Annotated in this window: 19 protein-coding genes; 12 read left to right on the forward strand and 7 right to left on the reverse strand. The window is 50.7% G+C overall.

The features are described 5' to 3' along the window. Window positions 1–430: 430 nt before the first annotated feature. The 4 genes from HMPREF2954_RS02425 to HMPREF2954_RS02440 all read right to left on the reverse strand — a co-directional run bounded on the left by HMPREF2954_RS02425 (window position 431) and on the right by HMPREF2954_RS02440 (window position 3,856). Window positions 431–757, reverse strand: coding sequence for a low molecular weight protein tyrosine phosphatase family protein (locus tag HMPREF2954_RS02425; protein ID WP_045072264.1), 327 nt, complete (start codon window positions 755–757; stop codon window positions 431–433). A gap of 71 nt (window positions 758–828) precedes the next feature. Continuing rightward, window positions 829–1,044, reverse strand: coding sequence for a hypothetical protein (locus tag HMPREF2954_RS02430; RefSeq protein ID WP_045072263.1), 216 nt, complete (start codon window positions 1,042–1,044; stop codon window positions 829–831). A 168-nt stretch (window positions 1,045–1,212) separates the two neighbouring features. Then, window positions 1,213–2,526: a replication-associated recombination protein A gene (locus tag HMPREF2954_RS02435; protein WP_045072262.1), complete on the reverse strand. Its 1,314-nt coding sequence runs from the start codon at window positions 2,524–2,526 to the stop codon at window positions 1,213–1,215. Window positions 2,527–2,590: 64 nt separating this feature from the next. Then, a complete protein-coding gene (locus tag HMPREF2954_RS02440) occupies window positions 2,591–3,856 on the reverse strand; it encodes a hypothetical protein (protein ID WP_045072261.1) in 1,266 nt (421 codons plus the stop codon). Between the two features lie 161 nt (window positions 3,857–4,017). On the opposite strand from HMPREF2954_RS02440, the gene HMPREF2954_RS02445 reads away from it, so the two are divergent. The 5 genes from HMPREF2954_RS02445 to HMPREF2954_RS02465 all read left to right on the forward strand — a co-directional run bounded on the left by HMPREF2954_RS02445 (window position 4,018) and on the right by HMPREF2954_RS02465 (window position 8,224). After that, a complete protein-coding gene (locus tag HMPREF2954_RS02445; protein WP_045072267.1) occupies window positions 4,018–4,389 on the forward strand; it encodes a hypothetical protein in 372 nt (123 codons plus the stop codon). Window positions 4,390–4,554: 165 nt separating this feature from the next. Next, window positions 4,555–5,967 carry a threonine synthase gene (thrC, locus tag HMPREF2954_RS02450; RefSeq protein ID WP_045072260.1) on the forward strand — a complete coding sequence of 471 codons (1,413 nt, stop codon included), beginning with the start codon at window positions 4,555–4,557 and terminating at the stop codon, window positions 5,965–5,967. A 208-nt stretch (window positions 5,968–6,175) separates the two neighbouring features. Further along, entirely contained in the window at window positions 6,176–6,952 is a 777-nt protein-coding gene (locus HMPREF2954_RS02455; RefSeq protein WP_003756710.1) for a ferredoxin--NADP reductase, read from the forward strand. Between the two features lie 345 nt (window positions 6,953–7,297). After that, complete coding sequence (locus HMPREF2954_RS02460; protein WP_003742720.1) at window positions 7,298–7,498, forward strand: hypothetical protein; 201 nt, start codon at window positions 7,298–7,300, stop codon at window positions 7,496–7,498. Between the two features lie 45 nt (window positions 7,499–7,543). After that, the gene (locus tag HMPREF2954_RS02465) at window positions 7,544–8,224 is read left to right on the forward strand and encodes an SIR2 family NAD-dependent protein deacylase (RefSeq protein ID WP_045072256.1); all 681 of its coding nucleotides are present in this window, start codon (window positions 7,544–7,546) and stop codon (window positions 8,222–8,224) included. A 337-nt stretch (window positions 8,225–8,561) separates the two neighbouring features. Here HMPREF2954_RS02465 and HMPREF2954_RS02470 read toward each other — a convergent pair whose 3' ends face one another. The 3 genes from HMPREF2954_RS02470 to ribBA all read right to left on the reverse strand — a co-directional run bounded on the left by HMPREF2954_RS02470 (window position 8,562) and on the right by ribBA (window position 13,104). Further along, entirely contained in the window at window positions 8,562–9,527 is a 966-nt protein-coding gene (locus HMPREF2954_RS02470; RefSeq protein WP_045072254.1) for a hypothetical protein, read from the reverse strand. 147 nt (window positions 9,528–9,674) lie between these two features. Continuing rightward, the gene (gene mutL, locus HMPREF2954_RS02475) at window positions 9,675–11,669 is read right to left on the reverse strand and encodes a DNA mismatch repair endonuclease MutL (RefSeq protein WP_070688979.1); all 1,995 of its coding nucleotides are present in this window, start codon (window positions 11,667–11,669) and stop codon (window positions 9,675–9,677) included. Between the two features lie 97 nt (window positions 11,670–11,766). After that, the gene (ribBA, locus tag HMPREF2954_RS02480; RefSeq protein ID WP_070688980.1) at window positions 11,767–13,104 is read right to left on the reverse strand and encodes a bifunctional 3,4-dihydroxy-2-butanone-4-phosphate synthase/GTP cyclohydrolase II; all 1,338 of its coding nucleotides are present in this window, start codon (window positions 13,102–13,104) and stop codon (window positions 11,767–11,769) included. A gap of 220 nt (window positions 13,105–13,324) precedes the next feature. On the opposite strand from ribBA, the gene HMPREF2954_RS02485 reads away from it, so the two are divergent. From HMPREF2954_RS02485 to HMPREF2954_RS02520, 7 genes are all read left to right on the forward strand, one after another. Further along, window positions 13,325–13,927: a DUF4230 domain-containing protein gene (locus HMPREF2954_RS02485; RefSeq protein ID WP_045072251.1), complete on the forward strand. Its 603-nt coding sequence runs from the start codon at window positions 13,325–13,327 to the stop codon at window positions 13,925–13,927. Between the two features lie 182 nt (window positions 13,928–14,109). Continuing rightward, on the forward strand, window positions 14,110–14,949 hold the full coding sequence (gene htpX / locus HMPREF2954_RS02490; protein WP_045072250.1) for a protease HtpX: 840 nt from the start codon (window positions 14,110–14,112) through the stop codon (window positions 14,947–14,949). A 126-nt stretch (window positions 14,950–15,075) separates the two neighbouring features. Further along, window positions 15,076–15,831 carry a 5'/3'-nucleotidase SurE gene (gene surE / locus HMPREF2954_RS02495; RefSeq protein WP_039405567.1) on the forward strand — a complete coding sequence of 252 codons (756 nt, stop codon included), beginning with the start codon at window positions 15,076–15,078 and terminating at the stop codon, window positions 15,829–15,831. A 176-nt stretch (window positions 15,832–16,007) separates the two neighbouring features. Then, window positions 16,008–16,904, forward strand: coding sequence for a peptidoglycan DD-metalloendopeptidase family protein (locus tag HMPREF2954_RS02500; protein WP_045072249.1), 897 nt, complete (start codon window positions 16,008–16,010; stop codon window positions 16,902–16,904). A gap of 263 nt (window positions 16,905–17,167) precedes the next feature. Beyond that, window positions 17,168–17,506: a cupin domain-containing protein gene (locus HMPREF2954_RS02505; protein WP_039405562.1), complete on the forward strand. Its 339-nt coding sequence runs from the start codon at window positions 17,168–17,170 to the stop codon at window positions 17,504–17,506. A 150-nt stretch (window positions 17,507–17,656) separates the two neighbouring features. Further along, window positions 17,657–18,769: an ABC transporter permease gene (locus HMPREF2954_RS02510; protein WP_045072247.1), complete on the forward strand. Its 1,113-nt coding sequence runs from the start codon at window positions 17,657–17,659 to the stop codon at window positions 18,767–18,769. A gap of 400 nt (window positions 18,770–19,169) precedes the next feature. Then, window positions 19,170–20,624 carry an efflux transporter outer membrane subunit gene (locus HMPREF2954_RS02520; RefSeq protein WP_045072246.1) on the forward strand — a complete coding sequence of 485 codons (1,455 nt, stop codon included), beginning with the start codon at window positions 19,170–19,172 and terminating at the stop codon, window positions 20,622–20,624. Window positions 20,625–20,664: the final 40 nt, after the last annotated feature.

Below are 20,664 nucleotides of genomic sequence, written 5' to 3' on the forward strand. Positions count from 1 at the left end.
TAGGGGATTTTGGGGAATTTTGCAAAGGTCTCGGGTTGTATAAAAAAGAGGTCGTCTGAAAACGTTTCTTTTTTATTTAAATACATCGCCCCGCTGCCGGGACGCTCCGTCCGCGTAGGCGTGAGAATGGATTTCTAAGTTTGGAATAAAACAAACCGGATTCCTTTGATGGGAATCCGGTTTTTCTTTTCGATGATTGGATTTTCAGACGACGTTTTGGGTCGTCTGAAACCTTATCCATGCTCTTTACCTTCGTTTATTCAAAACATTATAGTGGATTAACTTTAAACCAGTACGGCGTTGCCTCGCCTTAGCTCAAAGAGAACGATTCTCTAAGGTGCTGAGGCACCAAGTGAATCGGTTCCGTACTATATGTACTGTCTGCGGCTTCGTCTCCTTGTCCTGATTTAAAGTTAATCCACTATATAGACTAGCTGTCAGACAAATACGGCTCGACGCTTTCCTTCAATATCTCGATCAATTCTTCGTCCATATAGCGGTAATCGTCAGGAATGTCCAAAACAATGATTTCCTTATGCTGCAAAGCGCGGGGAAACTGCGCCGACAGGCGGTTTTTATGTTTTTGTTCCATCACAAAAACCTTATCCGCCCATGCGATGTCGTTGATGGAAACGGTGTGCCGTGCGTTAGGGCTTGTGCCTGCGGAACGGGTCTGTACGTTCGGATAGCGTCGGAATACCGCTTCAGCGGTGGGGCTGCGCCATTGGTTGCGGCTGCAAATAAAAAGTGCGTTCATAGAAATTAAAAAGGCGGAAAAATATCCGCCTTGTGAAAATCATCTCGATTGAGTCGAAATGTGTTTTTAAGTTAATCAAACCATTCGGCTTCAAATTCATGCTGCCTGAAGGGGTAAACAAAGCCCAGTTTTTGCGCGCGTTTGACTTTATTCCTGCGGAAATACATCAAATCCCACTTTTTCTCGGGCTTGCTCACGGAAGGGTTTTTGCCGTGTACGCGATGGCTGGGTCGTTTTGCTTGATGCCGCCGCCATGCACGGCTGCGACTGTGGTCTAAATTGTCCATTATCTGCTTTCTAACTTCGTTTCGGAAATCGGGTTCAGCAGCCGCGATTTTTTCTGTGTTCGATTATTCAGCAAGAAAAAAGAAAATCGGATTGTAGCCAAATTAGCCTGACGATACAAGCATTTGACCGTCGTTGTGAAACAGGTCGTCTGAAATGCGAGACACCATTTACTTCTGCTTATCCAACGCTTCTTCATCCAGCGATTTCAACCATTCCAGCTTTTCGCCGATTTTGATTTCCAGCCCGCGCGGGACGGGTTGGTAGAAATCGGGTTCGTCCAAGCCGTCGGGCATATAGCTTTCGCCGGCGGCGTAGGCGTTCGGTTCGTCGTGGGCGTAGCGGTATTCGCGTCCGTAGCCCAATTCCTTCATCAACTTGGTCGGGGCGTTGCGCAGGTGGACGGGTACTTCGTCGCTGGCATTTTCTTTGACGAAACGGCGCATTTGGTTGTATGCCTTGTAGCCCGCGTTGGATTTGGCGGCGGCGGCAAGGTACAGCACGGCTTGTGCCAGCGCGAGTTCGCCTTCGGGCGAGCCTAAGCGTTCGAAGGTGGCGGCGGCATCGTTGGCGATTTGGAAGGCGCGCGGGTCGGCAAGCCCGATGTCCTCCCACGCCATGCGCACGATGCGGCGGGCGAGGTAGCGCGGGTCGGTGCCGCCGTCGAGCATACGGCAGAACCAATACAGCGCGGCGTTCGGATGCGAACCGCGCACGGATTTGTGCAGGGCGGAGATTTGGTTGTAGAAACTCTCGCCGCCTTTGTCGAAACGGCGGATTTGCGCCCCGAGACTGTCGGCGAGAAATTCGGCGGTCAGGGTTTTCAGACGGCGTGTGTCGGCAGCGCGTAAAAGTTGTTCCAACAGATTCAACAATCTGCGCGCATCGCCGTCGGCGGTATTGACGAGCAGATCCTGCGCATCGGCTTCAATTGTGAAATCCCGGTATTCGGGCAAGGCCAACACTTTGGCAATCAGCTTTTTGAGGTCGTCTGAAGACAAGGACTGCAAAACATACACCTGCGCGCGGCTCAATAGCGCGGGATTGACTTCAAACGACGGGTTTTCCGTCGTCGCGCCGATAAAGGTCAGCAAACCGCTTTCGACATGGGGCAAAAACGCGTCCTGCTGCGCCTTGTTGAAGCGGTGGACCTCATCGACAAACAAAATCGTCGCACGTCCCTGTTGCAAAGCGATTTCGGCCTTGTCGATTGCCTCGCGTATGTCTTTCACGCCGGAAAACACAGCGGAAACAGGCAGAAACTGGGCGTTGAAACTCTGCGCCAAAATCCGCGCCAACGTCGTCTTGCCCACGCCCGGCGGCCCCCACAGCAACATAGAATGCGGCTTCCCGCCTTCCACCGCCACGCGCAGCGGCTTGCCTTCGCCGATTAAATGCTGCTGCCCGATAACATCATCAAGCGTATGCGGGCGCAGGCGTTCGGCAAGCGGCGCATCGGGTTGGCGGGTGAAGAGGTCGGACATGGCGGTTTCCGTGAAAGAGGGTTTTCAGACGACGTGGATTATAGCAGGTCGTCTGAAAGGGGGATTAACGCTCTTTGGGCGTAATATCAATATAATTTTCATTCAAAATTTGTAGTGATTTCCCGCTGATGACGATACATTCCTCAGCTAATTTTGCAGCTTCCTCTTTTCCTTTGTTGTTTTCAGCAGTCGGTGGGCAGAAGACCTTAGTGTCTCCTAAGTTCCAAGCCATGTAGCCGTATAGGGCGTTGTTGCGTTGTTCGGGGGTAGTTGAGCAACGTATTCTCTTTTGTGGTTCTATGTTCTCCATTTCCTGTTTATTTAAAAGGGAAGAGCAGTTGAAAATTTGTTTAATTTTTTTTAAGTCATTTTTATCGATACCGTTGGTTTCCTGAACCCCGTTATTTTTTTGAAAATCATTGTGTAATAAGTACCATGATGAGTCTTTAGGCATTTCTACAAAGCGAACAGGATAAAGCATGCGAATTGAAAGGCTATCTATAAAATATGATATAGAGAATAATGCTATTATAGTGAAGATCATAGGTAATATACATATCATATATATATTATTTGGTTTTTGGTTGTTTAAAGATTTTATATAATACAACGCGGGTAATGCGTTAATTGTTAAAAGCAATGTTATAATAAATAAAAATAAGTATTGTTTATTGATCTCATTTATCCAACTTGAAGCAATTGGAATAAATACAAGTAGTGAATATGTTAGCATTAAAGAAGGAATAAGTATAAAGATTAAGATGTATAGAAATATTATATGTTGGTTAATATTTTTAACATTAAACGGATAGGTTTTAATAATATAAATAACGGAAGGTAGTGTTGCACACAGTAAAAATGTGAACTTTAATAATTTGGTAATATATTCTGTATCAATGATCTTTGTAGAAAGTATGATTATTCCAAAGAGCAAATATGGTGTCATTATGGAGGTTGATACATTTTTGATAGATCCCTCCTTGTTTTTTATTTCATATGCTATAGGTATGAAGAGATAAGGTAGTAAAAATGGAGTGAGAAAAAGAAGAAAAACTATTATAAATGTGACGAATGTCGTAGTTAAATTTGTGATAGTGGGTGTTAATTCGGGGTAAATACTTAGTTGCTGAATATATGTTAGGTAGTTGTATGAGGTAAATGCACCAAAAATCAATCCGATTGTTGCTAATAATGTAATTGCTTTAATTATGGTTTCTATTATATTGGTCAAATTTTTTTTATATCGTTTTTTTTGAGGTTGTACGAATTTATTTATTTCATATTTATGATGTGCTTTCAATTTAATATGCGGTTTGCGTTTTTCTGCCATTCTTAAACCCTTCTCATTCCAAACAGTTTGTCCAAAATTTCCTCAATTATATCGTATCCTCCCCAATCCCCCATCTCACACCGCTTACGGTATAATACGCGTTTGTTTAAAGACTTTGCGGGGCGTTTCGGACGACCTTGCGGCAAGGGATGGCTATGAATATGAAAAAGATGGTTGCCGTTGCTTCTGTGGCGGCGTTGTTGGGCGGTTGCGCTTATGATTCTGACTCAGCGTTCGGCGGTTTGGGCGGCGGTACGGGTATCGGTGGCAGCGTGGTGAAAATGGCGGTCGATCATCAATGCCGTTCGGAATTGAACAAGCGCAATGAGTGGCGTTTGATCGCGCTGACGATGAGCGCGGAAAAACAGCGCGAGTGGGAAGATAAAATCTGCGGCTGTGCGAGCGAGGAGGCGCCGAATCAGGTGTCCGCGCAAGAGTTGATGGATGTTTTGAATCCTTCTTCACGCGATCGGGCGATTGCGTCGGTAACGGTGAAAACCGTCAATGCTTGTTTCAAGCGTTTGTATAGATAATGTTTTTCAGACGACCTCTGTGTATCGGGGTCGTCTGAAAGTTTATAGTGGATTAAGGTCGGGATAGGGCGGCTTGCGGGATGGTTCGGATGATGGACGATGGATTTCCGAGGGCGGATTTCTTATTTTGATCGGCAATATTTTTGTTTTTATAGAGAAGAAATCATGAAATATATCAGTACACGCGGCGAGACGGCGCATAAACCGTTTAGCGAGGTTTTGTTGATGGGACTGGCGCCCGACGGCGGTTTGATGCTACCAGAGCGTTATCCGCAGGTCAGCCGCGAGACTTTGGACAAGTGGCGCGGTTTGAGCTATCCGGAGCTGGCGTTTGAGGTGATGAGCCTGTTTGTAACGGATATTCCGGCGGACGATTTGCGCGATATTCTGAACCGTACTTATACGGAATCGGCGTTCGGCTCTAAGGAAATCACGCCTGTGCGTACTTTGTCGGACGGTATCAAAATCCAAGCCCTGTCCAACGGCCCGACGCTGGCGTTTAAGGATATGGCGATGCAGTTTTTGGGCAACGCGTTTGAATATGTGTTGAACAAAAAGGGCAGGGAACTCAATATCTTGGGCGCGACCAGCGGCGATACGGGTTCGGCTGCGGAATATGCGTTGCGCGGTAAAAAGGGCGTGAACGTATTTATGCTCTCGCCCGAGGGCAAAATGAGCGCGTTCCAACGTGCGCAGATGTACAGTCTGCAAGACGAGAATATCCACAATATCGCCGTGAAGGGGATGTTTGACGATTGTCAGGACATTGTGAAGGCGGTGCAGAACGATGCCGCGTTCAAGGAAAAATACCATATCGGTACGGTCAATTCGATCAACTGGGGACGCATCGTCGCGCAAGTGGTTTATTATTTTGCGGGCTATTTCAAGGCGACGCAAAGCAATGACGAGCAGGTCAGCTTCTGCGTGCCGAGCGGCAACTTCGGCAACGTTTGCGCGGGACACATTGCCAAACAGATGGGCCTGCCTATCCGCCGCCTGATTGTTGCGACCAATGAAAACGATGTGTTGGACGAGTTTTTCAAAACCGGCGCATACCGCCCGCGCAACAGCGAGCATACTTATGTTACCTCCAGCCCGTCTATGGACATTTCCAAAGCGTCCAACTTCGAGCGTTTCGTGTTCGACCTGATGGATCGCGATCCTCAGGAAATCAATACGCTGTGGGCGGAAGTCGCGGCGGGCAAGGGCTTTGATTTGCAGTTTGCCTTGGAAAAAGTCGGCGGCAAATATGGCTTTACTTCAGGCAAATCTACCCACGCCGACCGCCTCGCCACCATCAAACAGGTTTACGAGCAAGATAAAGAACTCATCGACCCGCACACTGCCGACGGCGTAAAAGTCGCCCGCGAAGTGCGCGAAGAAGGGGAAACGGTTGTTTGTTTGGAAACCGCGTTGGCAGCGAAATTCGATGCGACCATACACGAAGCCGTCGGCGATGTCGCCATTCCGCGCCCCGCCGCGCTGGAAGGTTTGGAAAAATTGCCGCAACGCGTCCGAGTCGTGCCGAACAATGCAGCCGCCGTCAAAGAAATCATCCGCGAAACGTTAGACAAGTAATGCGTTGACCGAGAGGTCGTCTGAAAAGTTTCAGACGACCTCTGCCAGACAGCAAGCATTGTGATGATAAATATTTTCGTTTAAAATTGCGCGTTTGCTCTAATTCGGCATTATCTATTCACAGGCGAGAGAGGTCGTCTGAAAACCCTTTTAAACCATCATCCGCCCGACCCGCGCGATCAGACGGATTTACCGACAGGAAACTCAAATGGCAGCATTCAATACCCAAAAAGTATTGTCCGTACACCACTGGACGGATGCGTATTTCACCTTTACCTGCACCCGCGACGAATCGTTGCGCTTCGAAAACGGCCAATTCGTCATGGTCGGATTGATGGTGGATGGCAAGCCGCTGATGCGCGCATACAGCGTCGCCTCCGCCAACTGGGAAGAACACCTCGAATTTTTCAGCATTAAAGTCCAAGACGGTCCTCTGACCAGCCGCCTGCAACACCTCAAAGTCGGCGACGACGTGTTGATCAGCAAAAAACCGACCGGAACTTTGGTTGCCGGCGACCTGAACCCCGGCAAACACCTTTACCTGCTGAGCACCGGTACCGGCATCGCCCCTTTCTTGAGCATCACCAAAGACCCCGAAATTTACGAGCAATTTGAAAAAATCATCCTCGTGCACGGCGTGCGTTACAAAAAAGATTTGGCGTATTACGACCGCTTCACCAAAGAATTGCCCGAACACGAATACCTCGGCGACTTGGTTAAAGAAAAACTGATTTACTACCCGATCGTTTCCCGCGAAGACTACGAACACCACGGCCGCCTGACCGACCTGATGGTAAGCGGCAAACTGTTTGAAGACATCGGCCTGCCCAAAATCAACCCGCAAGACGACCGCGCCATGCTGTGCGGCAGCCCTGCCATGCTGAAAGACACCTGCAAAGTTCTGGATGATTTCGGTCTGACCGTCTCCCCGAAAACCGGCGTACGCGGCGACTACCTGATTGAGCGCGCGTTTGTGGACCAATAAGGGTTTTGTTTTTTAAGGATAGATAAAGGTCGTCTGAAAAGTTATGAAAACTTTTCAGACGACCTTTTGGCTTTTAAACCGATAATAGGTAAACGAATGAAAGAATCAGGTGGGAGAATTTATATCACATCGGCTTTGTGATACATTTCATATCTTTACAAACCGCTATATGAAAGGCGGCGGGTAGGCAGTTTGACTGTTTGACAGTGGATTCAAATAGAAAATATTTGTACCGTGATTGCCGCGGCAGGTATTTCTTATTTGAATTTACTCCTTTCTAATCTGCCGTTTCATTCCCGATTATCGCGCCCTTCATTGTTGCACATCAAAAATACAGGAAAACAAATGTTTTGGTACATCATAGGTTTTTGCGCCTTTGTCGTTTCGCTTCTCGCGCTTTGGGTCAACGCCAGCGCATTCGGTATGCAGGATGACGATACGCCGCAATCGGAATATGAAAAACGCCTTGGTCTGGGAACGAAATTGAAAGACAAGGAAACCGCCGCCAAAGAGCGTGCAGCCGCGCGGTTCCATCCGGACGATTGAGCCGTTTGGCAATATTGGTTTCAGACGGCATAAGGAGTCCGAACAATGAAAAAATGCGTTGTCCTGACCGGCGCGGGAATCAGCGCCGACAGCGGGTTGCTGACTTTTCGCGATGCGGGCGGTTTGTGGGAAGGGCATAGGGTTACGGATGTCTGCACGCCCGAAGCTTTGGCGCGCAATCCCAAGCTCGTGATTGATTTTTACAACCAGCGCAGGCTTCAGGCAAACGCCGCCGAGCCGAACGCCGCGCATCTGGCGTTGGTCAAGCTGGCGCAATATTACGATGTGCACATCATTACGCAGAATGTGGACGCACTGCACGAGAAGGCGGGCAGCAGCAAAGTATTGCACCTGCACGGCGAGCTGAACAAACTGCGCAGCACCGTCGATGAAGACGAAATCATCGAATTTACCGGCGAGCAGACCGAGGATGTGCGCGACAGCCAAGGCAATCCGATGCGCCCGCATATCGTGTTTTTCGGCGAACAAGTGCCGATGTTTGACGCGGCGGTTGAGGAAATACACGATGCCAATGTGGTCATGATCGTCGGCACGTCGATGCAGGTTTATCCGGCGGCTTCGCTGATTCATTACGCGCCGCTCGATGCGGAACGCTATCTGGTCGATCCGAACCCGCAAGGCGTGGGCGCGGATGTCGAAGTGATTCCGAAACGCGCGGCGGAAGGCGTGCCGGCATTGGTGGAGTATTTGATTGGTCGGGTTTGAGAATTAAGGAAAGGTCGTCTGAAGAAGTTTCAGACGACCTTTGGTATTGTATGGGGCTATCCGGTTGGAGATTGTTTGGGAGGAAGTTTAAATGTTAAGTGTGGATATTGTCTTCACTCTTGCACCTAGATGACTAACCTATCGTCGTCATTCCCGCGCAGGCAGGAATCCGGAAGTTTAAAGTTATGGCAGCTTTTAAATCATTCCGAAATGCCAAGGCCCGGATTCCCACCTGCGCGGGAATGACGATGGATAAGGGTTTCTTTGAGTTTTTTAAAGATAGGTTTGGTGTGGTTTTCGTGGGCAAAGCCCACGCTAATGCTTGCTGCAAATTAATTTATTCTTCCTGTTGCTTATTACGCTTATAAGCACAATATCCGCATAGTGGAGAAAACATTAGCTCTGAAGCAGGTATATTGCCACAACAAATTTTACAGACACTATCAAGCCCTTCTTTAGTGCAAGAATAGCAAATATTTGCAATATAATCATATGTTCCTCCGCAAGAAGGGCATATTACAACAGGCTCTTCTCCACCCTCTCTACATTCCCACCATTCTTTTTTATACTTTTCATCTAAGCATTCGCTAACTAATTCTGCATAATTCCAAGTTTTATTACACGATTTACATCTATATGTATGCTGATCAGCATACATACTGTTTACTCCATCTTCTACAGTGATTAAACCATAACCGCATTTAGAGCACTTGTGATTTGAGAGGGTTTCAAAAATCTCATCATGATAAAAATCTAGTTTATTTAAATTATCTAGACATATAGATCTTTCTTGTTCATATACATTATTGAGTGATAATAATGTATTCCATGTTGTATTATTAAATAAATCTTCAGGATTTTTATATAAATTATTTCTAATAAAATCATTAATAATAGGAAAGGCTTTCGCAATCATTTCTTTTACGGTATCGATAGGGAATTCACTATAATAATGTTCAATTTTATTGCGATAGGTATTTATATCGTCTAAATCCTTCCATGTAACATTAATGTTTAATGATTTAAATCTATCTTTAATAGATTGGACATCAACAGTTTTTTCACCTTTGCCTTTAGCAATAATATTATCGTCTTCTATAACCCATAAAATATTTTGTTTAATTAATACCTCATCAGAATTAGCTGGGCTTAATTCAGCTAACTTATATTTAAACAGTAGTAAAATTCCTGCAAAAATATTTCTAACACAAGAAATAATTCTACGATCATTTTGTTTGCTTAATTCATAATCTTCTATGCCAATTTCAATTGAGTTAATAGCATTTTGTAGTAATTTATTCATTTTTAGCTTTAAATCTTTGGTTAATTAGTAAGTTGGGATTTTAATCGAAAAAACGAAATAGTATTAGTATTGAATTTAAAACTCAATCTACAAAGGTCGTCTGAAAACCTAAATCCGTTTTCAGACGACCTTTGCTTTTTATTAACTTTATTGTCCGCGTAAAAACAGTGCGTCCAGTTCTTTCAGCGTCAGTTTTACCCAGGTCGGGCGGCCGTGGTTGCATTGGTTGCTGCGCGGGGTGTTTTCCATGTCGCGCAGGAGGGCGTTCATTTCGGGCAGGGTGAGCTGGCGGCCGGCGCGGACGGAGCCGTGGCAGGACATGGTGGCGAGGATGTGGTTTTCGTGTTCTTCGATGGTTTGGCTGCTGCCGACTTGGGCGAGTTCGCCCAATACGTCTTTGGCGAGCGAGACGACGTCGGCTTTGCCGAGCATGGCGGGGACGGCGCGGACGGCGAGGGTGTTGCTGCCCATGTCGGACAGTTCCAGCCCGAAGCCTGCCAGTGCTTCGGCGTGGTCGGCGAGGGCGGCGCATTCTTCGTGGGACGCGGCGAAGGTAACGGGGATGAGCAGGCGTTGGCTTTGCAGGTTGCCGTTTTCCTGCCGCTGGCGTTTCATTTTTTCGTAGTTGACGCGCTCGGCGGCGGCGTGCATGTCGATGAGCAGCAGGCTGTCTTCGGCTTGGGCGAGGATGTAGATGCCTAATAATTGGGCGATGGCGAAGCCGAGCGGCGGCAGTTCGGGTTTGGGGTCGTCTGAAAAGCTGCGTGCGGGGTTTTCAGACGACGTGGCGGACGTGCTGCCGAAGCGGGCTTGTTCGAATTGTGCCAACTCGATATCGGCTTCATCGGCTGCGGGGTTTTTGAAGAGTTCGGCGTAGGTGTTGAGGGCGGCGCGGCTTTCGCGCAGGGACAGGCTGCGTTGTTGCGGCGCGCGTGCTGCCTGATAGGGCATGGGGGCGGTTTTGCCGGAACTGAAGGCGTTGCGCGGTTCGGAAGTATGTGTGCTTGGTGCGGTGGCGAAAATGTTTTCAGACGACGCGGTCGGGTTTGGGTGAAACCCGCTATGCTCGTTTTCAGACGACGTTACCGCGGGACGGATGCCTGTGATTTCGTGCAACACTTCGCCTGCGTTGCCGACGCTTTCGGTCAAGTCGGCGCGGGTATCGGCGAGGGCTTTGTTGAGGGTGTGGAACACGAGTTGGTGTACCTGCTGGCTGTCGCGGAAGCGGATTTCGGTTTTGGTGGGGTGGACGTTGACGTCCACGGCTTCGGGCGGCAGGTCGAGGAAGAGGACGAAGGCGGGGGTGAGGGCGTTGTGCAATACGTCGCGGTATGCCTGTTTGACGGCGTGGAGCATGACTTTGTCGCGTACGAAGCGGTGGTTGACGAAGCAGTATTGTTTGTCGGTTTTACCCTTTGCGAAGGTGGGTTTGGCGATGGCACCGTAGAGCCGCAGCGCGCCGTTGCCGCTGTCGATTTCTAAGGATGCCGCCTGAAAGTCTTCGCCGACGATGGCGGCTATGCGTTCGTGCAGGCTTTGGGCGGGGAGTTTGAACACTTGTTTGCCGTCGCGTTTGAGCGAGAAGGCGATGTGCGGATGCGCCAGTGCGAGGCGTTCGAGCATGGTGGCGCAGTGGGCGTATTCGGTATTTTCGGATTTGAGGAACTTGCGCCGCGCGGGGGTGTTGAAGAAGAGTTCGGCGGCTTCGATGGTGGTGCCGACGGGGTGGGTGGCAGCGGTGGGGCTGCTGAGTTTGCCGTCTTCGGCTTTGACTTGGGTCGCGTGCGCGCTGCCGTCTTGGCGGCTGGTCAGGGTCAGACGGCTGACGGAGGCGATGCTTGCCAAGCCTTCGCCGCGAAAACCCATGCTGGCGACGTGTTCCAAATCGTTTAAGGTTTTGATTTTGCTGGTGGCGTGGCGGTGGAGCGCGAGTTCGATGTCGTCTGGGTGGATGCCGAGGCCGTTGTCGCTGACGCGGATGAGGCGGATGCCGCCGCCCGCCAGCTCGACTTCAATTGCCGTCGCGCCTGCGTCTATGCTGTTTTCGACGATTTCTTTGAGGGCGTTGGCGGGGCGTTCGACCACTTCGCCGGCGGCGATTTGGTTGACGAGGTGGTCGGGCAGGGCGGCGATTCGGGACATGGGTTTCTTCCGTTTTCAAACTGGCGGGTATTATAGCAAAAGGTCGTCTGAAAACCGGAATCGGGATTTCAGACGACCTTTTGATAAGACGGGCGGTTTATTTGTTTTCTGCTTCTTCAAAGCCGACGACTTCCAAGCCGAAGCCGGTCAGGCCGGTGAAGGCGGAAGGCTGGCCTAACACGCGCAGTTTGCCGACGTTGAGGCCGGCGAGGATTTGTGCGCCGATGCCGTAGCTTTTGCTGTCCCATTTGTAGGCTTGGTTGGCGCCTTTGGGCAGGGTGCGGTCGAGCAGGGTGGCGCCGTCTTCGGTGCGGTGCAGGAGGATGACGACGCCGCTTTCGGCTTGCTGGATGCGCTCAAGGGCTTTGGGCAGCGACCAGGAATGGCGCGGGTTGGCTTGGATGAAGTCCATGACGCTGAAGGGTTCGTGTACGCGGACGAGGGTTTCGGTGTCGGCGGCGGGTTTGCCTTTGACGAGGGCGAGGTGGGTTTCGCCGGAGAGTTTGTCGACGTAAACGTGTTGCTGGAATTCGCCCCACGGGGTTTGTACGGGGGCGTTGCCCATGTCTTCGAGCAGGCTTTCGGTGCGGCTGCGGTATTCGATAAGGTCGGTAATCGTGCCGATTTTGAGGTTGTGTTCTTCGGCGAACTTCATCAGTTCGGGCATACGCGCCATGGTGCCGTCGTCGTTGATGATTTCGCAGATGACGGCGGCGGGGATGAGTCCGTTCATTTGTGCCAAGTCGACGCCGGCTTCGGTGTGTCCGGCGCGTACTAGGACGCCGCCTTTTTGCGCACGCAAGGGGAAAATATGACCGGGTTGGACGATGTCTTCGGGTTTGGCGGTCGGAGAAACAGCGGTTTGGATGGTCAGGGCGCGGTCGGCGGCGGAAATGCCGGTGGTAATGCCTTGCGCCGCTTCGATGGAAACGGTGAAGTTGGTGCCGTATTGCGCGCCGTTTTTCTGGGTCATCATGGGCAGGCCGAGCCGCTCGACCATGCTGCCTTCCATCGGCAGGCAAACCAGTCCGCGCGCGTGTTTGATCATGAAGTTGATGGCTTCGGGGGTAACGAACTGCGCCGCCATCAGCAAATCGCCTTCGTTTTCGCGGTCTTCCGCGTCGGTGATGATGACCATTTTGCCGGCTTTGATGTCGGCGAGGATTTCGGGGATGGAGGAAATGTGGGGCATGGTGCGTCTTTCTTGATGGTCGGGTTGGGCTGTGGCGTGTTCTTGATCCAGCCACATGGCGGGCATTTGCGCCGCCTGTTCGATTTTGCGGGCTTTTTTCTCGCCGAAGGATTTGTTTTTCAGAAGGGCGGACAATTCGCCTTGGTTGATGGCGATGGCTTCGGCAAAACGGGTTTGCTGGCCGCCGTATTTGTCCGCTATCCATTGCCGCAGGTTGCGGCGGCGCAGGTCGGTGGTGTTCATGATGTGTTGCGTGGCTGAAAGGATGTAGGCGATTGTAGTCTTGTCTTTACCAAAAGGCAAACTGTGTTTGATGGCGGATTTTTATTACTTTTTGGTAATGTTTTGATAGGAGGTCGTCTGAAAAACAAAAATGGCGTTTTCAGACGACCTTTGCTTGAAATCTGAACATTTGAAAGAATATGGGCGTTAAGTTTAACGCAACCGAAAAGGGTCTAACCTAATGAAAATGGTTTACCGATTGATTTTAATATCTATTTTTTGCACACTCGCAGCGGCGGGCGGCTGGTTTTATGCCCAGCACCGCAACGACAATGCCCATGAAGCGATTTCGCGCGAAGGCGTTTTGATGCAGATTAAGCAGATGAACCGCTTGGAAAGCACGGCTTTTTACATCGACACCATCATCCGAACCGAGAAAAAAGGCGACTGGCGCAGATTGTGGCAGGACTCGCAAAGCGGTCTGTTTATCGTGCGCGGCAAGGTGTTGGCGGGCTTGGATTTGGACAAGCTTCACGCCGACAACGTCAATATCGTGGACGGAAAAGTCCTCATCAGCCTGCCGCCCGTAGAAATCCTCAGCGTCGATTTGGAAAATATCGAGGTGTACGACATCCAAACCGGCTCGTTCAACCTTTTGCCGGTGGATAAGGCGGTGTTCAAAACCGTGCAGGACGAAGCTAAAAAACAAGTCCTCGCCAGCGCGTGTAAAGCCCAGATTTTGGATCACGCCAACCGTCAGGCGCAAACGCAGCTTGAAAACCTGTTTGCCCTGACGCAGACGCAGGTATCGGTTTATCCGGCGGCAGTGGGGCAGTGCAACTGAACGCTGGATGACGTTTGACAGCATAATATTGCGAGTGGGTAACCAAAAGTGTATGTGGATTTGCATACCTTTTCCCAATAAGGTGTTTCGGTCAGTGCGGCTTTTTGAGAAAATACATTGCCTTTTGCAAGGTATTTGAAGAATTCATTTTTTACATAACAAACAAATTTAAAGGAACACTGGTGAAACGTGTCTTTCTGTTTCTCGTAACCAATATCGCGGTTTTAGTCGTCATCCGGATTGTTTTGGCAGTCCTCGGTATCAACAGTACGGACCAAGTCGGCAGCCTGCTGGTGTATTCTGCCGTCGTCGGCTTTACCGGTTCGATTATTTCTTTGCTCATGTCCAAAACCATCGCTAAAAACTCGGTGGGTGCGGAAGTTATCGTTCAACCGCGCAGCGAAGAAGAAGCATGGCTTTTGGCAACTGTTGAAGCGCAGGCCCGTCAATGGAGTCTCAAAACTCCTGAGGTAGCGATTTATCATTCTCCTGAGCCGAATGCTTTTGCAACCGGCGCGACACGCAACAGCTCCTTAGTCGCCGTCAGTACCGGCCTTCTCGATCATATGACCCGGGACGAGGTCGAAGCGGTTTTGGCGCACGAGATGGCGCACGTCGGCAACGGTGATATGGTTACGTTGACACTGATACAGGGTGTCGTCAATACGTTTGTGGTTTTCTTGGCACGCGTCGTTTCCGGCATGATTGCCCGCAATAACGACGGCAGCACTTCGCAAGGCACATATTTTATGGTGAGCATGGTGTTGCAGATTGTGTTCGGCTTTTTGGCAAGCATCGTCGTCATGTGGTTCAGCCGTCAGCGCGAATACCGTGCGGATGCGGGTGCCGCCAAGTTGGTTGGTGCGCATAAAATGATTGCCGCGCTGCAACGTTTGAAAGGCAGCACGAGTGATTTGCCCGAGCAGATGAATGCGATGGGTATTGCCAGCGATGCCAAAGATTCCCTGCTGAGTACGCACCCTTCTTTGGATAACCGCATTGCGCGCTTGAAAAATCTGTAATGCGAAAAAACAAAAGGTCGTCTGAAACTAAATTTAGTTTCAGACGACCTTTTTCATGAGTGTTTCGGATAGACGGCCGCAGTATGGGGGCGATACAATAGCATCCCTTTTCAGAGAGCTATAACAATGAATATCTTGATTTCCAATGACGACGGGTACTCTTCGCAGGGCATAGCCATTTTGGCGAGGGTAGCGGCGGAGTTTGCCAATGTCCGCATCGTTGCCCCAGAACGCGACCGAAGCGGCGTCAGCAATTCTTTGACGCTCGACCGCCCTTTGCAAATGAAGCAGGCGGCAAACGGGTTTTATTATGTTGACGGTACGCCCACCGACTGTATTCATGTGGGTTGCCATGTACTTTCGGATTTTAAACCCGATTTGGTCCTTTCAGGCATCAATAATGGTGCGAACATGGGAGACGATACGCTTTATTCGGGAACGGTTGCCGCAGCGACCGAAGCCTTCCTGATGGGCATTCCTGCCGTTGCGTTGTCTTTGAACGATACGCGGGGGCGTTATTGGCAGACGGCAGAACAGGCCGCTTGGATGATATTGGAGCGGTTGTTGAAAAATCCTCCTAAAACGCCTGTCCTTTGGAACATCAATATTCCCGCCGTACCGCCGGATGCGGTACAAGGTATCAAAACAACGCGGTTGGGGCGGCGGCATCATGAGCAAAGCGTTATCCCGATGAAGAATCCCCGCGGTGAGTCTATTTATTGGATAGGTCCCGTCGGCGATATTTCCGACCGGGAGCAAGGTACGGATTTTGGAGAGTGTGAGGCAGGCTTTATCACGGTTACACCGCTGCAAATCGATTTGACTTCCTACCGCCATATGGATGCAGTCAGCGGATTTTGGCAGGACGGTAAAGAGGGATAAGCACACAGATTTCTGTTTTTTTTGCCGAGTGTTTTCAGACGATCTTTTTGTTCTGAAACAGGCGCGGCAAGCCGATTTTAACAGTCCCTAACCGCCCCGATACTTGAGGGGCGGGCTTATTTTTATTATGATATGCACCAATCAAGACAATAACCCCGATATAAAGGTCATCGATTATGTTGAAAAAAACCGCATTTTATGCCGCTTTCGCCCTGACATTGGGCGCATGTACCAGCCAGCAACCCGCCCCCGTCGTCGTCGGTAATGCCGGTTCCGGTACTTCTTCCAATCCTTATGGTGCGACCCCTTACGGCACAAATGCGCCGGCAGCTAACGATGCCCCTTATACTCCTCCTTCTGCTCCGGCTGCCAACAGCAGCTATACGCCACCTGTTTCCGGCGGTGCCTATATTCCGTCCTATGCGCCGGTTGACATCAATGCGGCGACGCATACTGTTGTCCGTGGCGATACCGTCTACAATATTTCCAAACGCTACCATATTAGCCAAGACAATCTGCGTGAATGGAATGGTTTGACTGACAACAACATCAGCATCGGACAAAATCTGCGCGTCAAACCGGCCGGTTATACTGCCCCTGCTTCGACTGCGGCAGCCAAACCGTCATATTCTGCACCTGCACCCGTTGCCAAGCCTGCTCCTGCACCTCTCAATACGCCGACAGTTGCTACCGGCGCAACCCGTACAGTCAGCGGCATTACATGGCAGCGTCCGACCAACGGTAACGTCCTTGCCAACTTTGGCGGCAGCAATAAAGGCGTGGACATCGGCGGTAATGCGGGTCAGCCCGTCGTAGCTGCCGCAGACGGTAAAGTGGTTTATGCAGGCTCGGGTTTGCGCGGTTATGGCAACCTTGTCATCATCCAACACAACTCCTCATTCTTGAGCGCATACGGACACAACCAACGTCTGCTCGTCAATGAAGGACAAAATGTCAAACGCGGACAAACCATTGCACAAATGGGTAATACCGATGCCAACCGTACTCAACTTCACTTCGAAGTCCGTCAAAACGGCAAACCGGTCAATCCTGCCACTTATATCGCATTCTGATGAACAAATTGAAGGCCGCCCGATTATTCGGGCGGCCTTTTAAATTAAATCCGTAATTCACAGCGCGGATGAAAATGTAGGTCTCCCTGTTTCGGAAATGATTATGTCTGTGCCTGTCCGAGTAATTTATCAAAGGGGCTGTTTGAGTAGAACTTTATACCGATATGCTGCCCTAAATATTGGTTTTCAAGAATATATACTGTGAAAACGGCCGTATGTATGTTCTTAATTTTTGAAAATGTAAAAATAGAAAAGGAGCGATGATGAAACAATATACCTTAGATCCCAAAGCCTTGTTGGGCGGGGTGATCAGCAGTGATACTGATCAGGAAATCGTCCAGCTTTCTTTGCAGAAAGACAATGAAATTCCGCCCTATGAAGCCGAAGCGATTATTTTGTTGATTGTATTGAACGGTAGTGCGCAAATCTCGACGTCGTCTGAAACTTTACATACCGAAGGCCTGCAAATCGTCCGGATCGAACCCGGCGAGACACACAGTATCCGTGCGCTTGAAGATTATACGAATATCTTGGTGATTAAGCAGTTGACTTACGTTGCGGGCTTAAACAAAAAATTGCGTTTCGGAAAATGTTGCCTGTGAAAATTTTTGCAGTATGGCGGTACTGTTGCGGTAAGTTTGGTGATTCCCATAAAGAACCAGATAGTAGGCGATGTACTGTACAAAGGTCGTCTGAAGAACAGATAAGGTTTTCAGACGACCTTCATCCATAGCGTTTAAACAGGAATCCCCATGAGTACCCTGAAAAACATTCTGACCCTGATGCTCAAAGAGTTCCGCAGCGTGCTGACTGATCCGGTGCTGATGGTGCTGATTGGGTATATCTTTACCGCCACGATTTATCAGATGTCACAGGTCGGATCGGATTTGAAAAACGCCACCGTCGGCATCATCGACCAAGACCGTTCGGTTTTGTCCATGCGTATCCGCGATGCCGTGCAACATCCGTTTTTCAAACCGGTAGAGGACGTGCGGCGCGAGGATTCGGACGAATTGATGGATAAGGGCGAGTTCACCTTTATTTTGGAAGTGCCGCCCAATTTCCAGCGCGACATGGCGGCGGGGCATAATCCTGATTTGCAGCTTTTGGTTGATGCGACGTCGATGACGCAGGCGGGGGTGGGCGCGTCTTATCTTTCGCAAATTATCAACCGCGAAATTTACGAATTCACCGGCGTGACGCGGCCGGAGTTAATCAGCCCCGTCATCAATACTTATTACAATCCCAACGGCGAAAGCGCGTGGTTCATGCCGACTTCGCAAATCGGCTCGATGTCGTGTATGTTGCTGATTTTATTGACGGGGGCGGCAGTTATCCGCGAACGCGAACGCGGCACAATCGAGCATTTGCTGGTGATGCCGGTCAATGCGTTCGAACTGATGATGGGCAAAGTGCTGGCAAATGCCGCCGTGATTTGGGTGGCGGCATTGTCGTCGCTGTGGTTTATTGTGCATTTGAGCATAGGCGTGCCGCTCATCGGCTCGGTGCCGCTTTATGCGGTAGGGCTGGCATTGTTCCTGTTTTCGGTGGCGTCGCTGGGCATCATGATTGCCACGTTCGCATCGACGATGGGACAGTTCGGTATGCTGATGCTGCCGGTGTATATCGTGATGAACCTGTTTGCCGGCGGCGCATCCCCGCGCAGCAACATGCCGCACGCGGCGCAACTGATCAGCGAATATTGGCCGCTGACGCAGTTCGTCAAATTCTCGCAAGACATCCTGTTCCGCGGCGCAGGGATTGAAATCGTGTGGGGACATATGCTGATTATGGGCTGTATCGGCGTAGGATTCTTATGGCTGGCATTGTTGCGGTTTCAAGGGATGCTGGAGAGGCAGGGTTGATGGGGTCTTCCCGCTGAGGATCGCTAAAAAGTAAACCTGACGGTTCGTTGCCTTCTCCCTAACCCTCTCCCACGGGGAGAGGGGATTGAGGATGCTGAAACCCAACCGTGTTTTAGATTTCCAGCCAATTTTGTCCCCTCTCCCCGCGGGAGGGGGAGTTGAGGATACCGAACCTCAGCCACTTTGGGATTTCAGCCAATTTTGCCCCCTCTCCCCGTGGGAGAGGGTTAGGGAGAGGGCAGTAAGCCGCAGGCTTACATTCAGGTTTCTAGGTTTCGCAAAAAATCTTCTGAAAGGTCGTCTGAAAGGTTGCCCCGTCAAGAGGCTGCGCACTCTGAAAACGAGCGAAGCAAATTTCGCCAAAACGGAACGCTAAAACCTTTTCAAAAAGGAAAATACGATGAAATTCAATCAAATCCATTTATTGTGTATTGCCGCAGCCTTGGCGCTTGCTGCCTGCAAAAATACTGAAGTTCCGTTAAACAGTCAGGTTCAATTACCCCAGACGTTTACGCAGGATGCGGCGGCAAAGGGTGATGCGGACATCGGGGCGTGGTGGCAGCAGTGGAACGATCCGGTGTTAAGCGGATTAATCGCGCAGGGTTTGGCGCAGGGGCATGATGTGAAAATCGCCGTCAGCCGTCTGAACGAAGCCCGTGCCGTGGCTGGGGCGGCGCGTGCCGATTTGGGGCCGACCGTCGGCCTGAGCGGCAAGGCGGGGGCGAATGACAGCAAAATGGATAATCCGCTCAACAGCAATGCCAGAGCGTTGCTCTCGCGTTATCCGCAGGCCTCGTCTTTAAACGGCGATACCATCGATTCTCAAGGCACCAGCCTATACGGCGGACTGACCGCTTCGTGGGAGCCGGATATTTTCGGCAAGAAACGCAGCGATGCCGATGCCGCACGTTATGCTGCACTCGGACAACAAGAGCTGGCGTACGGCGCGCAAATGCTGGTGGCGGGCGATATTGCCGACAATTATTTCAAAGCGCGTGCGGCTCAAGGTCGTCTGAAAACCGCCAACCAAACCGTTGCCACCTTGCGGCGGATGGTGCGCTACATCGAAGGGCGTTTTAAGGCGGGACATGTCAGCGGCTATGAAGTGAACGAGGCGAAAGTGCAACTGACCGCAGCGGAAGCCAAACGCGCCACGATAGGGGCGGAATACGCCGCTTATGTGCGCAGTATCGCCGTTTTGACCGGCAACGTGCCGCAAACGTTTACGCTGCCCGAATCGTCTGTCGATGTGTTGGCGCGCCAACCCTCCGCGCCGGGCGGGCAGACGCCGCAAGGTTTGCTGGAACGCCGCCCCGACCTGCGCGCGCAGGCGGCGCAAGTCAATGCCTATGCCGCCAAATTCGCCAGTGCCAAAGCCGATTTGCTGCCGCGTTTCACCATCAGCTTTATGGGGCAGGGCGGACGCATCGGTGTGAACGGCGACCGTTCGCTGACCGGCTGGGCAAGTTTGCTGTCGGTGGGCATACAGACGCCGCTGTTCACCAACGGCCGCATCAAAGCCAATATCAAAGCCGCCGACGCGCGCCTTCAGACGGCATTGCTGGAATACGACAAACGGCTCCTGACCGCGCTGGGCGAAGTCGACAGCGCATATCAAGGCGTGGAATCGCTAAGCCGTCAAACCGAACTGCTGCAAACCGCCCATAATCAGGCGGCACGCCATGCTGCCGATACGGAGAAAATGTTCCGCAACGGCTACAAGACGCTGGATGTCGCCCTCAAAGCCCATATCGCCGAAGGCCAAATGCAGGAAAACCTGATTTCGGCGCAGCTGGCAAGGGCGCAGATGCTGGTGTCGCTGTATAAGGCATTGGGCGGAGGCTGGTCGAAATAAAAAAGCAAAAAGGTCGTCTGAAAAATTGAACTGGCCCCCA

Origin of the sequence: Neisseria sp. HMSC067H09, from assembly GCF_001814135.1 — a bacterium.
In the GTDB taxonomy this organism is placed as follows: Bacteria; Pseudomonadota; Gammaproteobacteria; order Burkholderiales; family Neisseriaceae; genus Neisseria.

Excerpts from the sequence above, each read along its gene's own strand:
- HMPREF2954_RS02425 (WP_045072264.1), bottom strand. The coding sequence starts at position 757 with ATGAACGCACTTTTTATTTGCAGCCGCAACCAATGGCGCAGCCCCACC.
- HMPREF2954_RS02430 (WP_045072263.1), bottom strand. The coding sequence starts at position 1,044 with ATGGACAATTTAGACCACAGTCGCAGCCGTGCATGGCGGCGGCATCAA.
- HMPREF2954_RS02435 (WP_045072262.1), bottom strand. The coding sequence starts at position 2,526 with ATGTCCGACCTCTTCACCCGCCAACCCGATGCGCCGCTTGCCGAACGC.
- HMPREF2954_RS02440 (WP_045072261.1), bottom strand. The coding sequence starts at position 3,856 with ATGGCAGAAAAACGCAAACCGCATATTAAATTGAAAGCACATCATAAA.
- HMPREF2954_RS02445 (WP_045072267.1), top strand. The coding sequence starts at position 4,018 with ATGAAAAAGATGGTTGCCGTTGCTTCTGTGGCGGCGTTGTTGGGCGGT.
- thrC (WP_045072260.1), top strand. The coding sequence starts at position 4,555 with ATGAAATATATCAGTACACGCGGCGAGACGGCGCATAAACCGTTTAGC.
- HMPREF2954_RS02455 (WP_003756710.1), top strand. The coding sequence starts at position 6,176 with ATGGCAGCATTCAATACCCAAAAAGTATTGTCCGTACACCACTGGACG.
- HMPREF2954_RS02460 (WP_003742720.1), top strand. The coding sequence starts at position 7,298 with ATGTTTTGGTACATCATAGGTTTTTGCGCCTTTGTCGTTTCGCTTCTC.
- HMPREF2954_RS02465 (WP_045072256.1), top strand. The coding sequence starts at position 7,544 with ATGAAAAAATGCGTTGTCCTGACCGGCGCGGGAATCAGCGCCGACAGC.
- HMPREF2954_RS02470 (WP_045072254.1), bottom strand. The coding sequence starts at position 9,527 with ATGAATAAATTACTACAAAATGCTATTAACTCAATTGAAATTGGCATA.
- mutL (WP_070688979.1), bottom strand. The coding sequence starts at position 11,669 with ATGTCCCGAATCGCCGCCCTGCCCGACCACCTCGTCAACCAAATCGCC.
- ribBA (WP_070688980.1), bottom strand. The coding sequence starts at position 13,104 with ATGAACACCACCGACCTGCGCCGCCGCAACCTGCGGCAATGGATAGCG.
- HMPREF2954_RS02485 (WP_045072251.1), top strand. The coding sequence starts at position 13,325 with ATGAAAATGGTTTACCGATTGATTTTAATATCTATTTTTTGCACACTC.
- surE (WP_039405567.1), top strand. The coding sequence starts at position 15,076 with ATGAATATCTTGATTTCCAATGACGACGGGTACTCTTCGCAGGGCATA.
- HMPREF2954_RS02500 (WP_045072249.1), top strand. The coding sequence starts at position 16,008 with ATGTTGAAAAAAACCGCATTTTATGCCGCTTTCGCCCTGACATTGGGC.
- HMPREF2954_RS02505 (WP_039405562.1), top strand. The coding sequence starts at position 17,168 with ATGAAACAATATACCTTAGATCCCAAAGCCTTGTTGGGCGGGGTGATC.
- HMPREF2954_RS02510 (WP_045072247.1), top strand. The coding sequence starts at position 17,657 with ATGAGTACCCTGAAAAACATTCTGACCCTGATGCTCAAAGAGTTCCGC.
- HMPREF2954_RS02520 (WP_045072246.1), top strand. The coding sequence starts at position 19,170 with ATGAAATTCAATCAAATCCATTTATTGTGTATTGCCGCAGCCTTGGCG.